This is a genomic window from Ureibacillus sp. MALMAid1270 (assembly GCF_049202975.1).
Lineage (GTDB): Bacteria > Bacillota > Bacilli > Bacillales_A > Planococcaceae > Ureibacillus.
The window spans coordinates 22,527-37,848 of sequence record NZ_JBMIRP010000076.1 but is presented as its reverse complement, the minus strand read 5'-3'; the positions used below and the strand labels follow the sequence as shown (position 1 = coordinate 37,848).

Annotated in this window: 17 protein-coding genes and 1 riboswitch; of the genes, 10 read left to right on the top strand and 7 right to left on the bottom strand. The window is 34.8% G+C overall.

Going from position 1 to position 15,322, the window contains the following annotated elements:
* Positions 1-292 (top strand): hypothetical protein (locus ACOQFO_RS09860; protein WP_421689511.1); only part of this gene is annotated, 292 nt, incomplete at its 5' end.
* Between the two features lie 433 nt (positions 293-725).
* Here the strand turns inward: ACOQFO_RS09860 and ACOQFO_RS09855 are convergent.
* A complete protein-coding gene (locus tag ACOQFO_RS09855; protein WP_421689510.1) occupies positions 726-1,640 on the bottom strand; it encodes a DMT family transporter in 915 nt (304 codons plus the stop codon).
* A gap of 214 nt (positions 1,641-1,854) precedes the next feature.
* Between ACOQFO_RS09855 and ACOQFO_RS09850 the strand changes: the two genes are divergently transcribed.
* Entirely contained in the window at positions 1,855-2,085 is a 231-nt protein-coding gene (locus tag ACOQFO_RS09850; protein WP_421689509.1) for a DNA-binding protein, read from the top strand.
* Positions 2,086-2,267: 182 nt separating this feature from the next.
* Here the strand turns inward: ACOQFO_RS09850 and ACOQFO_RS09845 are convergent, their stop codons facing one another.
* Both ACOQFO_RS09845 and ACOQFO_RS09840 read right to left on the bottom strand, forming a co-directional pair.
* Positions 2,268-3,254 (bottom strand): homoserine dehydrogenase, encoded by a 987-nt coding sequence (locus ACOQFO_RS09845; protein ID WP_421689508.1) that lies wholly within the window; start codon positions 3,252-3,254, stop codon positions 2,268-2,270.
* A 673-nt stretch (positions 3,255-3,927) separates the two neighbouring features.
* Positions 3,928-5,229, bottom strand: a complete 1,302-nt coding sequence (locus tag ACOQFO_RS09840) for an O-acetylhomoserine aminocarboxypropyltransferase/cysteine synthase family protein (RefSeq protein WP_421689507.1) — start codon at positions 5,227-5,229, stop codon at positions 3,928-3,930.
* A gap of 114 nt (positions 5,230-5,343) precedes the next feature.
* Positions 5,344-5,454, bottom strand: a riboswitch (SAM riboswitch).
* A gap of 158 nt (positions 5,455-5,612) precedes the next feature.
* On the opposite strand from ACOQFO_RS09840, the gene ACOQFO_RS09835 reads away from it, so the two are divergent.
* The 6 genes from ACOQFO_RS09835 to ACOQFO_RS09810 all read left to right on the top strand — a co-directional run bounded on the left by ACOQFO_RS09835 (position 5,613) and on the right by ACOQFO_RS09810 (position 10,741).
* Positions 5,613-6,272, top strand: coding sequence for a glycerol-3-phosphate acyltransferase (locus ACOQFO_RS09835; RefSeq protein ID WP_421689506.1), 660 nt, complete (start codon positions 5,613-5,615; stop codon positions 6,270-6,272).
* A gap of 107 nt (positions 6,273-6,379) precedes the next feature.
* A complete protein-coding gene (gene nfsA / locus ACOQFO_RS09830; RefSeq protein ID WP_421689505.1) occupies positions 6,380-7,117 on the top strand; it encodes an oxygen-insensitive NADPH nitroreductase in 738 nt (245 codons plus the stop codon).
* Positions 7,118-7,229: 112 nt separating this feature from the next.
* Positions 7,230-7,664 carry a hypothetical protein gene (locus ACOQFO_RS09825; protein ID WP_421689504.1) on the top strand — a complete coding sequence of 145 codons (435 nt, stop codon included), beginning with the start codon at positions 7,230-7,232 and terminating at the stop codon, positions 7,662-7,664.
* 89 nt (positions 7,665-7,753) lie between these two features.
* Positions 7,754-8,398 carry a lysoplasmalogenase gene (locus ACOQFO_RS09820; RefSeq protein WP_421689503.1) on the top strand — a complete coding sequence of 215 codons (645 nt, stop codon included), beginning with the start codon at positions 7,754-7,756 and terminating at the stop codon, positions 8,396-8,398.
* Between the two features lie 41 nt (positions 8,399-8,439).
* Complete coding sequence (pepT, locus tag ACOQFO_RS09815) at positions 8,440-9,666, top strand: peptidase T (protein ID WP_421689502.1); 1,227 nt, start codon at positions 8,440-8,442, stop codon at positions 9,664-9,666.
* A 127-nt stretch (positions 9,667-9,793) separates the two neighbouring features.
* Positions 9,794-10,741: a multidrug resistance efflux transporter family protein gene (locus ACOQFO_RS09810; protein ID WP_421689501.1), complete on the top strand. Its 948-nt coding sequence runs from the start codon at positions 9,794-9,796 to the stop codon at positions 10,739-10,741.
* A 147-nt stretch (positions 10,742-10,888) separates the two neighbouring features.
* Here ACOQFO_RS09810 and ACOQFO_RS09805 read toward each other — a convergent pair whose 3' ends face one another.
* Positions 10,889-11,206 (bottom strand): hypothetical protein, encoded by a 318-nt coding sequence (locus ACOQFO_RS09805; RefSeq protein ID WP_421689500.1) that lies wholly within the window; start codon positions 11,204-11,206, stop codon positions 10,889-10,891.
* Between the two features lie 302 nt (positions 11,207-11,508).
* On the opposite strand from ACOQFO_RS09805, the gene ACOQFO_RS09800 reads away from it, so the two are divergent.
* Positions 11,509-12,354: a cation diffusion facilitator family transporter gene (locus ACOQFO_RS09800; protein WP_421689499.1), complete on the top strand. Its 846-nt coding sequence runs from the start codon at positions 11,509-11,511 to the stop codon at positions 12,352-12,354.
* 63 nt (positions 12,355-12,417) lie between these two features.
* On the opposite strand, the gene ACOQFO_RS09795 is transcribed toward ACOQFO_RS09800, so the two are convergent.
* Entirely contained in the window at positions 12,418-12,846 is a 429-nt protein-coding gene (locus tag ACOQFO_RS09795) for a DUF4395 domain-containing protein (RefSeq protein ID WP_421689498.1), read from the bottom strand.
* 121 nt (positions 12,847-12,967) lie between these two features.
* Here ACOQFO_RS09795 and ACOQFO_RS09790 point away from each other — a divergent pair, with 121 nt between their 5' ends.
* A complete protein-coding gene (locus ACOQFO_RS09790) occupies positions 12,968-13,675 on the top strand; it encodes a Fe-S oxidoreductase (RefSeq protein WP_421689497.1) in 708 nt (235 codons plus the stop codon).
* Positions 13,676-13,733: 58 nt separating this feature from the next.
* On the opposite strand, the gene ACOQFO_RS09785 is transcribed toward ACOQFO_RS09790, so the two are convergent.
* The gene (locus ACOQFO_RS09785; protein ID WP_421689496.1) at positions 13,734-14,486 is read right to left on the bottom strand and encodes an alpha/beta fold hydrolase; all 753 of its coding nucleotides are present in this window, start codon (positions 14,484-14,486) and stop codon (positions 13,734-13,736) included.
* Positions 14,487-14,618: 132 nt separating this feature from the next.
* On the bottom strand, positions 14,619-15,320 hold the full coding sequence (locus ACOQFO_RS09780; protein WP_421689495.1) for a GNAT family N-acetyltransferase: 702 nt from the start codon (positions 15,318-15,320) through the stop codon (positions 14,619-14,621).
* Positions 15,321-15,322 lie beyond the last annotated feature (2 nt).

Below are 15,322 nucleotides of genomic sequence, written 5' to 3'. Positions count from 1 at the left end.
GGCAATGGCTCACAATCTCCTGAAAGTAGCAGGCATCCGCCAGCTACTTTCACCAAAAATCAAAGAAAATAGAAAACAGATGAATGGGAAATCAAAATTTCCATTCATCTGTTTTCTTTTTAGGGCTTTTTGGACAGCCCCGTTTCGAGATGGATTTCACCCGGTTTCGGTCTTCATCATACTCATGAAGACCACTTCGAGCAGGGTTTCATTCGGTTTCGGTCTTCATCTCCCTCATGAAGACCACTTCGAGCAGGGTTTCACTCTCTTTTGGTCTTCATCACCCTTATGAAGACCGTTTCGAGTTGGATTTCACTCTCTTTCGGTCTTCATCTCCCTTATGAAGACCACTTCGAGCCGGATTTCACTCTCTTTTGGTCTTCATCTCCCTCATGAAGACCATTTCGAGCAGGATTTCACCCTCTTTCGGTCTTCATCACCCTTATGAAGACCATTTCGAGATGGATTTCACTCGGTTTCGGTCTTCATCATACTCATGAAGACCACTTCGAGCAGGGTTTCACTCTCTTTCGGTCTTCATCTCCCTCGTGAAGGTCATCGCTCCAGGATATCCCTCAAGTTTGACCTCCATCCCCCTCATAAAGATCACCGCTTCCTGGATTTCAGATCCCCCACTCCCAAAATCCCACACCTACCACACCTACCACATCAAAACCACAACAAAAAAAGACATACCTCCTGATCGAAAGCATGTCTCACAAATTTTATCCTATTTCTTTTAAATCCACATTCGGTGTCGTCTCTTCTAGTTTCACCGAAGCTACAGTCTTTCTTCCCCCCAATGTTAAAACAACAATCCCACCAAGTAACATAGCTACCCCTATCCACGAGGTTGGGCTTAAATATTCACCTATTAAGAACACACCCAATAAAGATGCAGTTAATGGCTCTGCCAACGATAATGTTACCGCAGACGATGAACTGATTTTCTCTAACCCCGCCAAATAGAATATATAAGCTAAACTTGTTGCAGCAAGGGCCATAAATAGCATCGGGAATAAGTTCTGCCCTTCAAAGATCCATGTAACACCTTGTTGTGAAAATGGAAGTAGCATGATGGCGCATAATGTAAATGTCATTGCAACAGCAGGTAATGTTTCTTCATTCTCCGTTAACTGTTTACTACAATTAGTATATATAGCAAACATCACACCAGCACTTAATGCAAGCGCAATTCCAAGCGGGTCAACCGTTGCTTCACCTTTGTTTACAAATAAAAGAACACATCCAACGATTGCCAGTATTGTTGCAACACCCCATACTTTACTTGGCTTCCTTTTCCAAAAAATCCATTCGATGATCCCCGCAAAAACAGGTGAGCTTCCGATTGTGACAACTGTTCCTAAAGCCACACCAGTAAATCGAACGGAAGTGAAAAATAAACATTGGAAAAGAGCAATCGTTAGTGCTGCTAAGATTGTCCATTTCCAAGACCATTTCTTAAAATTGATCTTTCGCATAGCTAGTGCAGCTATTAATAATACACCACCGCCAATAAGTGATCGTGTAGCTGCAACCGCAATAGAAGATACACCTTCTTGTAAATATGTTTGTGTCGTTCCTACCGTTCCCCACAACATCGCTGCGAATAGCACAAATATGTATGGTAAAATCCTCAACAACCCCACCCCCACTTTTGTTATTATTCCCCTATTAACGTAATGCTACCACAATAAAAAAGGTTAGCAATAGATTAATTTTATGTGTTTCATTGCTAGTGATAGTAGCAATAATTCAATATAATAAAATCGATATATAAAATTAGACTCAAGTATTTGTCTCATAAGAACTCTCAAAACTACAGAGTCACACAAATAAAGGAGGTCATCATTAATGTATAAATCCGTTGCCGAAACAGCGAAAGACATTTCGATGCCTGAAGAGCAAGTACTTCGCTACATTTATGAAGGCCGTATAAAAGCTGTCCATGATGGAACACAGTTTCTTATTAATAGCACGCAGTTCAATACGTATTACGAACAATTAGAACGAATAAAAGAAGAAATCGAGATTTGGCGCAACACCCCAATTCCGGAAGATCCAGATGTGAAGGATGAAGATTAAGGATCTAGGGCTGTGAAATTCAGAGACGACGGATTAACTTCTCAAAAGTCGCACGTATTCACTGTGAAGTCGCATATAATACCCAAAATTTCGCACATATTCACTCTGTTATCCCAACCAAAAAATCCATTTCATAAAAAAACTTCTTGAAGACAACACTCAATTGCTTCAAGAAGTTTTCTTTAGATTGTTACGACAAATCCCGCACGTTTACCGATAATTTCTGCGTAATCCTCTACCATTACACTAGCCGTTGGGTACATACCTGCACCAGGACCAACCAGTGTTAATGTACCGATATAATTAGTTTCCATTGTTACAGCATTAAATACATCGTCAATTGGATACAATGGGTGTTCTTTATCCACTAACATTGGTCCCACTTTTGCAGAAATTGTCCCGTCAGGATATTTTTCAACTTCTGCAACATGACGATAACGAAGTCCATTCTCAGTCGCTTCTTTTACCTGTTCAGAAGTAATTCCATCGATTCCAATCACTTCTACATCTGCCCAATCTGGCTGTTCACCAAATGCTAATGCTGATAGGATCATCAATTTTTTAAAGGCATCTTGACCTGAAATATCATTATAAGGATCAGCTTCAGCGTATCCTAGTGCCTGAGCTTCTTGTAATGCTTCATCGAATGTTAAACCTTCTGCACGCATTTTCGTTAAGATAAAATTAGAAGTCCCGTTTAGTACCCCTTGGATACGACTTACATCATTTACAAGCAAGATATTCTTCATTGTCTTAATCACTGGCACACCACCAGCTGTCGTAGCTTCATATCCTACAAATACACCATTTTTCTTAGCCAATTCTTGTAATTCAAGTCCGCGCTTTGCAAACATAACTTTATTCGCCGTCACAACATGGCACTTATGCTCAACTGCACGTTTTAAATAAGTAAAGGCAGGTTCTTCATTTACAATTGCTTCGAACACAACTTGTAAACCTTTTACTGAAAGGACATCATCGATACTATCTGATAATAAATGTAATGTCCCAGGAACCCGTTCTTTTGTTTTATCACGCACTAAGATCTTTGCAACCTCTAACTCAATACCTAATTTGTTTTTTAGTTCTTCACGTTTTTCATTTAAGATATGGTAGATTCCTTGACCTACTGTGCCAAATCCTAAGATGGCCGCCTTAATTGTTACCATATTAATTTCCGCCTCCATCTTTTATGTAAAAATTCTATATTAAACCCCTAACGAGTTTGTAATCATTTCATGTTTATTTTCAAAACAGTCTAAAACTTTTAACCTTTTGTATTAATCTTAAAACTTATAATAATAGGCTAATAGTGTAAAGTTATATACAAATTGTTGGAAAATTCAATATATAAATTCTACCCTATATTTCTAAGGAACTCAAGAAAAATCTTCCCAAGAAGGACATTTGTTTTTTTAAGAAGGTCAGAATATTTCAAATTTCACTTTAGAAAATTGTAAAATTAAGTATGTACATATCGAAACAAAAAATGTAGCAGCCAATTAGATATATTTGGCCGCTACTATTTCTACGATAAAATTTGTATTTAAAATGGTAGTTTTATTATTAGCAGTAACAGTATCGTTCCTAATTGAAGTGATCCCTAATTTTTTAACGCCCAATGAATGGCTTGTGGTAAGTATGAATTTTCAAGCTTCTCACGAAATGATGATCGAAACTGATAATTCAATTTAAGTAATCCTTCTAGTCCAATCGATCAGTTATGAAGTTGTCGCCCAATGAATGGCTTTCGGTAAGTATGAATTTCGAGATTCTCACGAAATGATGATGGAATTTCGTTATTCATAAGTTTACCTCTAAACTTCATTATCAATTACCCAATTATGCGTTTGTAACAGTTTCTTCTGTAACAGCTTTTGTTAAAGCTTGTTCTAAGTCGTCAATAATATCTTCCACCGACTCTAAACCGATTGATAGACGAATAAGTTCTTCACTAACACCAGCAATTTTTAACTCTTCAGCAGATAATTGTTGGTGAGTTGTAGAAGCAGGATGAATAATTAACGATTTTGCATCACCTACGTTTGCAACGTGGGAGAATAATTGAACATTATCAATTAATTTAGCGCCAGCTTCACGTCCACCTTTGATACCAAATGTAAGAATTGAACCAAAACCATTTTTCAAATATTTCTTAGCAAGATCATGTGTTGGGAAGTTTTCTTTTCCTGGATAATTTACATATTCCACGAATGGGTGGTTTTCTAAGTATTCAGCTACTTTTAACGTGTTTTCTCCGTGTTTTGTATAACGCAAATGAAGCGTTTCTAAACCTTGTAAGAAGTTAAATGCTGAATCTGCACTTAATGTTGGTCCGAAGTCTCGTAATAATTGAACTCGGAATTTCGTTGCAAAAGCTGCTGCTGCAGTATCAATACCATAACGTAATCCGTGGTAAGATTCATCTGGCTCAGTAAATCCAGGGAAACGTCCTTGCGTCCAGTCGAATTTACCTGCATCAACCACGATTCCACCGATTGTAGTTCCATGTCCACCAATCCATTTAGTTGCTGAATGGATTACAACATCTGCACCAAATTCAATTGGGTTTGAACCGTATGGAGATGGGAATGTGTTATCGATAAGTAAAGGTAGTCCATTTTCATGTGCAATTGTTGCTACTGCTTCAATATCTAATACATTCAAACTTGGATTTCCAATTGTTTCTGCAAAAATTGCTTTTGTATTTTCTGTAATTGCCGCACGGAAGTTTTCTGGATCTCTTTCATCGACAAATACTGTTTTAATGCCATAACGAGGTAATGTATTTGCAAATAAGTTGTAAGTACCTCCGTATAATGAACCAGCTGCTACGATTTCGTCTCCAGCTCCAGCAATATTTAAAATAGAGAATGCAATTGCAGCCATCCCTGATGATACTGCCACTGCAGATGCCCCTCCTTCTAATAGGGCAACGCGTTTTTCAAATACATCAACAGTTGGATTCATAATACGAGAATAAATATTTCCTGCTGTTTGTAAAGCGAATAATGAACGTGCGTGTTCTGTGTTCTCAAATGCATAAGCCGTTGTTCGATAAATTGGCACTGCAATTGCTCCTGTTACAGGGTCTGGTTTTTGACCACCATGTAATAATAATGTTTCCGGACGTAATTCTGACATGTTTCTTCCTCCTAAATGGTATTCGATGGATAATCGGTATTTACGAGGAGGTCTTTGGAAAACAAAAAAACCCTCTTCGCTAAGAAGAGGGTTGCAAATGAGCAAGTTTTCCTCCCCTTATCTTTCAGATCCCGACGAATCTGTAGGAATTAGCACCTTTGCGTAAAAATCACGCCGGTTGCCGGGCATCATAGGGCCTAGTCCCTCCGCCACTCTGGATAAGAGTATTTGATTCATGTTCCATCGTTAGACTTACTATAATCCATAGTAATCCACTCTGTCAACAATAATTTTAAAAAATTCGAAACATTTTTTATTTTAATCCGTATTATATGAATCTAGTATAATATAACTAAGACTTTAATATGAAAGGGGTTCATTAGATGGTAATCGCATCATTATTAGTGTTGATTGTCGGTTACTTAATGGGATGTATTCTCGGCTCAAATCTAGCAAAGTCACTAACCGGGGTTAATTTAAAAGAGACTGGCTCTAAAAACGCCGGAGCAACGAATGCAGTGATTTCACTTGGTTGGAAATATGGCATTTTAGTTGTCATTGTTGATATTGGGAAAATGATCTCTACCATCATACTTGTACGTTACTTTTTAAATATTTATGAATTTACAGCAGATGAAATTTCTTTACTTCTATATATTACAGGTGCAGCTGTAATCATTGGTCATAACTTCCCTTTTTATATGAATTTTAATGGAGGTAAAGGAACTGCATCAGTAATTGGTTTATTAATAATGATTAATTGGCAACTAGGATTACTAGCTATTTTAACATTCTTCATTTTTGCATTTTTATCAAATTACCTAATCATTGGCGTTTTCCAACTGTACTTTATCTTAATTGCCGTTTCTTTCACAGAACATTCTATTTGGCCGAAAGTTATTTCAATTAGTTTACTATTAATTGCATTATACTTACACATCGAAAATATTCAACGTATTCGCAATGGTACTGAACCAAAAATGTCAGTACTCTATAAGAAGGAATCCGAAAAATCTAGTTTTAGGACAAATCTACCCAATTGATTATTTTGCCAATAAACTAAAAATCAACTAATATTACCTTTGAAAGTATATTTCCTTTTGGCTTTACTATAAAAGGGGCAAATAATTACTTAAAGGGGAGAAGCAATGTGAACGAAGTAACAAAACTTTTACAAAGTCACTCATCAGTTCGTAAATATACAGGTGAGCTAATTTCAAAAGAAACGGTTATCGAATTAGTAAAAACCGCACAAATGGCTGCAAGTTCTCATTTTGTACAAGCTTATAGCATTATTTGGGTAACAGACGAAGAAAAGAAGGCGAAGCTTGGAGAACTTTCAAAAAATGAATTTCAATTTACAACTGCAGGTGCTTCATTTTTATTCTGCGTAGATTTTAAACGACTTCAGATTGCTGGAAAAAAACAAGGTGTTGATATTGTTGTAGATTCTGCAGAAAACGTTATGGTCGGCATTGCGGATGTAGCGATCTTTGCACAAAACTTTGTCATCGCTGCAGAGTCACATGGTTACGGTATCTGTTATATTGGTGGCGCACGTAATAACCCAGCAGAAATTAGCGAATTATTTGATTTGCCAGAGTACGTATTCCCATTATTCGCAATGACTATTGGAACACCTACTAAACGCAATGAAACAAAACCAAGACTTCCAGTAGAAGCTGTTTTACACGAAAACTCTTATGATATAGAGAAATATGACTCATTATTAGATGACTACGATAGCACTATGGAGAGCTATTATGCTACCCGTAGTTCAAATCAGAAAATGGCAAATTGGACAAAGCAAATGGCCGATTTCTTACTTAAACAAAGAAGACCACACATTAAAGAGTTCCTAGCATCAAAAGGCTTTACATGGAAATAATAGAATAAACCAATCCCCTTCAATTGTCCTATTTATTAAAATGGTTCGAAAGATTACTTACTTTTTCGCTACAATAATAGGTAGTAACTCCTCAATTGAAGGGATGATAGTTTTGATAACAGATAGACATGCCGTTAAGTCGATAGAACAGATTCAGATCAAGCATATTCGACATTTTTATCGTTCTATTGCTGCTATCAATTTAGCACTAGCTGAAATTCATAAAAAACTTGAGGATCAAGTTAATAAACAGAGCTATCGACTAGTTACTGAATATATTAATCAATTTATTTCTTATACTTCTGTATGGAATGTTAAATTTGCATATAACTTGGAAAGCCCTGAAGTAGCAATGCTTCAAATTTTTCATTTAGATTATATATTGGAACAAGAATCAGATAGCCGATTTATATGCGAAAGATCTGCTTTTAAAGAACTAAAAGAGAAGTTTTTTCAACTTGATGCGTTTAAAATAGAGCATATACAACTTAGAAAGCAAAAAATGCTTGATTATATTGATTCACATAAGAACCAGACAGCCCGATAATAAGGAGTGTCTGGTTCTTATTTTATGTCCAAATAGCACTACCTTTAAATTCATACATACTAGTATTTACTTTTTTAGGAGGGATTCAATTGAAAAATGTATTCATCATTTTATTTTTAATAACCAGTATTTATTATGTGTTCTTTGATTCTTTTATTTCAGACCCTATAAAAATAGTGTTTAAATTGATTCCTATGATTCTCGTACTATTAATAGCGTTTTTATCTAATAACCTTGCAAAAACCTATAAAACATTCGTACTCATTGCTCTCATTTTCTGTGCAATAGGAGACTATACGATTCAATGGTTCATCTTTGGTTTAATTAGCTTTTTAATTGGACATCTATTTTATATTCGAGCGTTTCTTTCTACTAACGAGCAAAAAGTACCATCGATCGCTAAGATTCTTTTAGTTACTTATGGTATTGTAATGGCATTCATCATATTAAGTGTCGTAATTCAAACAGGCAACATCGTTATGGCAATAGCTGTTTTCTGTTATATTACTGTTATATTAACAATGGGCTGGACAGCATTTAGAACAAAGTCCAAACTCGCAATAATTGGTGCATGTCTTTTTATCATTTCAGATTCAGTTCTAGCTATTAACAAATTTGTATTATCAGTTGATTATTCACATCAACTAATCATGTCCACCTACTACTGTGCTCAAATATTTATCGCTTTAAGTATAGATAATTATTCAGCAATTAAAAGTAAAGGTGTACAATAGCAGTAGATATAATCTATTTCCAATTCAAGGAGGACTTACCATTGAAAGAACAAGTCATTGAACGTTTAGTACGTTATGCAAAAGTAGATACAACATCTAACCCTGAAAGTACTACAACACCTTCTACTCAAAAACAATTTGATTTATTAAATTTATTGAAGGAAGAGTTAGAAACAATCGGTTTATCAGAAATTAGCTTAGATGAAAATGGCTACTTATTTGCTACATTACCGGCAAACACAGATAAACAAGTTCCAACACTAGGCTTTTTAGCACACGTTGATACATCACCTGACTTCTCAGGAACAAATGTAAACCCGCAACGAATCGACAATTATGATGGTGGGGACATCCAACTTCTAAATGGGTTAGTTATGTCACCAAATTACTTCCCTAATTTAAAAAATTACGTTGGTCAAACGTTAATTACAACTGATGGAAATACCCTTTTAGGTGCTGACGACAAAGCTGGGATTGCAGAAATCATGACAGCAATGCAATATTTAGTGGAACATCCTGAGATTAAACACGGCAAAATTCGTGTTGCATTCACTCCGGACGAGGAAATCGGACGTGGACCTCATAAGTTTGATGTTGAAAAGTTCGGTGCTGATTTTGCCTATACATTAGACGGCGGTCCACTTGGTGAATTACAGTATGAAAGCTTTAATGCTGCTGGTGCTAAAGTAACAACTCGCGGAACAAGCGTTCACCCTGGTTCAGCTAAAGATAAAATGGTAAATGCGATTACACTAGCGATTCAATTCCAAAATGAAATGCCAAAAAATGAAGTACCTGAAAAAACAGAAGGCTATGAAGGTTTTATTCATCTAATGAATTTCAATGGTCATATAGAGGAAGCAAAACTTTCTTATATTATCCGTGATCATGACCGTGAAAAATTCGAAGCTAAGAAAGCGCATATGTTAGCGGTTGAGAAAAAATTAAAAGAAGCATATGGCGAAGACGCAATTACTGTTGTAATCGAAGATCAATATTACAACATGCGTGAAAAAATTGAACCTGTATTTGAAATTGTTGAAATTGCTAAAAAAGCGATGGAAAACTTAAATATCACACCTGTTATCGAACCGGTTCGTGGTGGTACTGATGGTTCCCAATTATCTTATATGGGATTACCTACACCTAACATTTTTGCTGGCGGGGAAAACATGCATGGTAAATTTGAGTATGTATCGGCTGAAACAATGGAACAAGCAACGAAAGTAATTTTAGAAATCGTTCAACTGTTTGAAGCTCAAAATTAATTAACTAAGCGAAGTAAGACTACCTAAGATCTTGCTTCGCTTCATTTTTCATCACTCTTTTCTGAATATTGCGAACCCTAATCAATTACTCAAATATGTACTATTCATATGAAAGTAGGTTAATAGATTGAAAGAAATAGCACTTGGAATTTTGGCAGCTCTTTTCTTTGCTGTAACTTTTATATTAAATCGTTCAATGGATTTAGATGGTGGTAGCTGGTTATGGAGTGCCTCACTAAGATATTTTTTTATGCTTCCTTTTTTGATTGGCATGGTGTATTTACGGAAGGGTTGGAAACCTCTTGCGAATGAAATGAAAAGTCAACCATCCAAATGGCTGCTTTGGAGTTTTGTAGGGTTTGTTTTGTTTTATGCACCGCTTACTTTTGCCGCTTCATTCGGACCAGGATGGATTATTTCTGGTACATGGCAATTTACAATTGTCGCAGGTATATTACTTGCTCCATTGTTCGTTATTAAAATAGGAAACCAAACCATTAGACAAAAGATTCCTATCCTATCACTATTAATCTCTTGTGTTATTTTAGTAGGAATTATATTAATTCAAATACCTCAAGCGCAATCTGTTACGATTGAGACATTACTACTCGGAATTCTTCCTGTTATCATTGCAGCATTTGCATATCCTCTTGGAAATCGAAAAATGATGGAGGTTGTTAGTGGTAGACTTGATACATTTCAAAGAGTATTAGGAATGACTATTGCCTCATTACCAACATGGATTGTATTAGCAATCATTGCACTATTTACGGTTGGACTCCCTTCCGTAAGTCAAATCTTTCAGTCATTAATTGTTGCACTAAGCTCTGGTGTTATTGCAACAGTACTATTTTTCGTAGCGACTGACCGAGTTCGAGAAGACCAAGGAAAATTGGCAGCCGTTGAAGCAACACAATCAACAGAAGTATTATTTGTGATCATTGGAGAAATGCTTTTACTAAGCATTCCACTACCTGATTCGATGGCGTTAATAGGAATTGCGATCATTGTAATTGGTATGTTATTACACAGTTATCATACTTTTTTGGCAAACCGCGCAGTTAAACTAAATTGAGTGGCAGTCTATCATACTGCCCCCTCCACAACTTTAGGAGCACTAATCAGTTCTAGTTAACTTTTGCTAGAAAGATTAGTGCTTTTATATTTTCAAAAATACCAACTATTATTTTGCCCCAATCTTTTACTCTTTGTTTTATTTGCTTCATACGATCATTTTTCTTTCTATTTCTTTCACTTTTTGATGAACTAACTTCATAAAATCATCGACACTTTTCCCTTTCGAATCGATATTAAAAGCTTTTGCTAAATATTGAACCGTAAAGTAAATCCCGTATTCTTTTTCTAACATTAAGCGTGTATAAGCATCATGTATTGATTTTGCTTCCTGTTTTGTTTTAGCTGGTTTAACAAATTCGTTCAATACAATATTTTTGTCACTATATAGGAGATATAACTTTACATGTCCCTTTTCGTATTTACTAAAAACTGACAACATTTCTAGTACTTTTGATTTCTCCATAATTAGCTCCTTTAAATTCATATTTATAGAATAGATTTGTGCTGCTTACAGTATTACCAAAATTAATATCTATTAATCTAATCCCTATAAATAAAACCCATTATTACTAATAATTTCGCTCTTTTAATTGTTTAAAATGATTATAAATAATAATGATTCTCATTTAAAATGAAATCCTTATTTTGTAGCTAATTGAACACAATTATCATTCTCAATTAGAAATAAAAATTCTCAATTATATATTGTAATAATTCTAATCTAGGTGTATGATGTATATAACAATTCTTAATGGAGTTGATTCTATGAGTTCAAATACAACAAATAATAATAAAAAACTATTAATAATAGCAGCCTCTTTAACTTTATTTTTCGCTTTACTAGAAATTATTTATGGTTTTATTTCTGGATCTTTAATGATTATCGGAGACGGTATTCATATGAGTTCGGATGCCATATCGCTAATCCTTTCTTTAGTTGCTGCTGTCATTGCGACAAGAGCTTCCACGAAGAAAAAAACATTTGGATATAAACGATTTGAACCAATCGCAGCATTTATCAACGGTCTGACACTTATATTGGTACCGCTATACATTATTTTTGAAGCAATTAACCGCATGATTACACCAATTGAAATTAACCCTACACAAATGCTAGCTGTCGGGGTCATTGGTCTAATTATTAATGCTATAGTTGGATTTGTTTTATCAAAAGGGGAATCTAACTTAAATATGAGAAGCGCTATTTTACATGTAATGGCGGACCTTATTACAAGTTTAAGTGCGGTAATTGTTGCACTTGCTGTTATGTTCTATGGCCTTAACTGGTTAGACCCGATCGGAAGTGTTATTACATCCATCATTATTATTCGTGGTGGTTTGAAAATAACGAAAGAATCCTTCAACATTCTTATGGAAGGCACACCAAAAGGTTATTCAATTGATAACATCAAGAAACTTATCCAAGATTATCGTCATGAGGTGGAAGTGGAGGATATTAAACTGTGGTGTGTCAATGAAGAAGAAGTTTATACGATGATTCGGGTTAAATCTAAACAAAACATTGTGAACGACCTTCACTTAGCCATTAAACAAATCGTTTCAAAATCCACAAACATTCCAACTGAGCATATTTATGTTGATGTGCATTAATCATTTTCCAAATATAAAAGGACTTCTAATTGTTTAGAAGTCCTTTACTAATTTATTGTACTATTAAGTTTGTTTTAACGATCTTCGATATTGATATTGTTTAAATTGATAAAAAATAAAGCAACCAATGCAAAAACCTAATATTGCAATGAAGGACGCTACAGCTACCATAATCGTAAATGCGTAGCCAGCAATATTCCATCCTAAACTAAAACTAATAAAACCACCCGCTAAACAAAAAGAGGCAATACATGAGTTAAATTTCTGCTGTGTAACATCTTCAGGAATATACTTTTTTCCCTCTTTTATTAAAAATAATCTTGCTACCTTCATGATTGGATTAAAATTAAAAATAATTCCCATCAAATTCGCTACTAAAGGTATTACTAATATCCATTCGGATCCAGTAAACCACGTTAATAGGACGGAAAGAAATATAGACCACTGATTCACTCTAACTAAAGGACGCGGTATTGATTGCACTATCGACATGTTAATACCAACCTTTCTTATCTATTTTATATATTTTATTACATTCCTAATTATTTGTATACTAAAACTTAAATATCATTTTCTAAAAAGTGCTATAGTATTGTTGAAAGGATTGGTGAGTATGCCTTCATTAACTTATGATCAATTACAAATGCTAAACTCTTATAGTATTTTTACTGAAAATCCCGATAAGCCACTTTTCACATTAGAGAATTTACATAAAGACTTTTTCATTAAGGATTTTCGAAATTTGATGATGGGGATTACGCAGGCTGGGACAGAAGCGGCTGCAGTATCTCATTTTGGAAGACGTTATGGTATGTTCATGGCTATGCAGTTTTACATGTTAACTGCGTATGACCAAATATGGGATGGTCATAAAAGAGATGTGCGATATAGCCTTGTCCATGAGTATGGCGTCAATACACTAGCGACTTTTATCACTGCTACGGATTTCCGTTATGTAGAAGACCACGAAAGAGAAAGAGTCATCACTAGTCTTTTATTTCAAATTCATCAAACAATCATACAACTTCGTAAAACGACATCTATTTCCCCACTTACCTTATGGGAGAATATTTTTGGTTATATGCTATGGAATTATTATGAATTACTTGAAAATCCGAACCTTGCTGACCGCGCTTTTGAAGACTTGGAGATTCTAGAAGACACAAAAGTGTGGGCAAGTTTTTCAAATAAATCTTTGTTTTATCAATATACAGGTGGGAAAAGTCCTGTAGATCTTGTTGGAAAACCCGTTCGTAAAAGTTGTTGTTTCTCTAAAGATATACCTGGTTTGATGGCATGTGAGTTTTGCCCGGTGAAATAATTGTTAACTAACCAATAAAAAAATCGCTATATACTAAGAAAATAGCGATTTTTTTTGCTTATAAAATAATTCGTTTTAGTTCTGCAACACAATGTTTTGGATACTTTGTGATTAATTCCCCATGCCCATACCGATCAAAAGAGCGAATTCTTAAATTCGGTAAAACCTTCTTTAAATTTCGAGCCGATTTAGCAGCATATGACTCATTACTACCATACCAGTATGTTACATCAGCTTTTATAGAACATAGATTTTTTGGTAATCGATATTCAAATAACTGTGAAAAACAATTTAGTATTGTATTATACGAAATGCTTGAATAGAAGGCTCTTCGAAAAGCGTCTTCATCAAATCTACCGTATTCCATTACTTTTCTTAATAAAATATGAAATGGTTTATTCTCTTTTACTTTTGAAATTTGAGTCGATAAAAACTTCGTACATAGTTTTGAGAAAATTCCAAGTGGCGCACAATAAGCAGCATCTAAAACTACTCGATTAATTTGGACAATTTGGTTGGCTAAAATTTGAATAAGAATCGTTCCACCCATTGAAAAACCACTTGCGGCATGTAATTTTCCACCGTGTCGTTCTACAATGTATTGTTCAATTTTTTTTACCACTTCATGAATGGAGCAAAATTCAGATTGTTCATTTGGATTATGGCCATCTAAAACAGGTACAATAATAAAGAAATCTTCTTTTAATTCGTTAATGGTTGCTTTATAACAAGTTTCCCAAGTTGTAGCCATACCATGAATTAACATAATTTTTGGATTTCGAATATTTCCAAACTCTAAAAATTCCATCATCGTACCACCGCCTTTATATATAATCTAGTACGATTAGGATTTGTGCTTCGCAGAAAAAAATGCATGTATTGACTCATTTTAATAGAAAAAAACGATACCTTATTTAGAAGGTATCGCCTCTTTTTCAATTTTTTAGTTTATTTTAATTGGCATTTTATATGTAACGAGCCAATCATCATCGACTTGCTTCATCAAAACTCCAACATAACCTTGTTTTAGTAATTGCTCTTGACCATCAATATCCCCCATAAAAATATCAATGGAGTCATTCTCGTACTGAGGTTCATTGTGTAAATTTAACGCTAGAACATAACGTAGTTTTCCTCCATAGATACGCTTTATAGCCACTATGTAAAAACCTTGTACAAATTTGTCCTTTAAACTTGCAATATTATATGGCATTACTGTTGTGCACATATAGTCAAATTTTGATGAATCAATTTCCTTCACAATAACTTTTGCCAATGTTTTCTGAAGACCAAATCCACGATAGCTTGGATGGACATTTGATATTTCCTGATAAATAATCCGTTTTAAATCTGCCTCATCAACTAGTCCAAGTTCATAACCTAAATGATCATCATTAATCTTTGGTACAACTACCGCTCTAAAAGCGATTAACTGTTGATCTACATATGCACCAATGAGCATGCCATTCCCATTTAAAATATATAAAAATTCTTCTACGGATAATGGCTGTAATATGTCTTTATCAGGTAAAGCGTCTAGTACAACTTCTTGCAAAGTAAGTACTTCTCGCAAATGATCTGTTGTCAATTTTTTGACATTATAAGGTACATCGTCTAGCAATCCTTCATAAATAACTTCTTGCACAA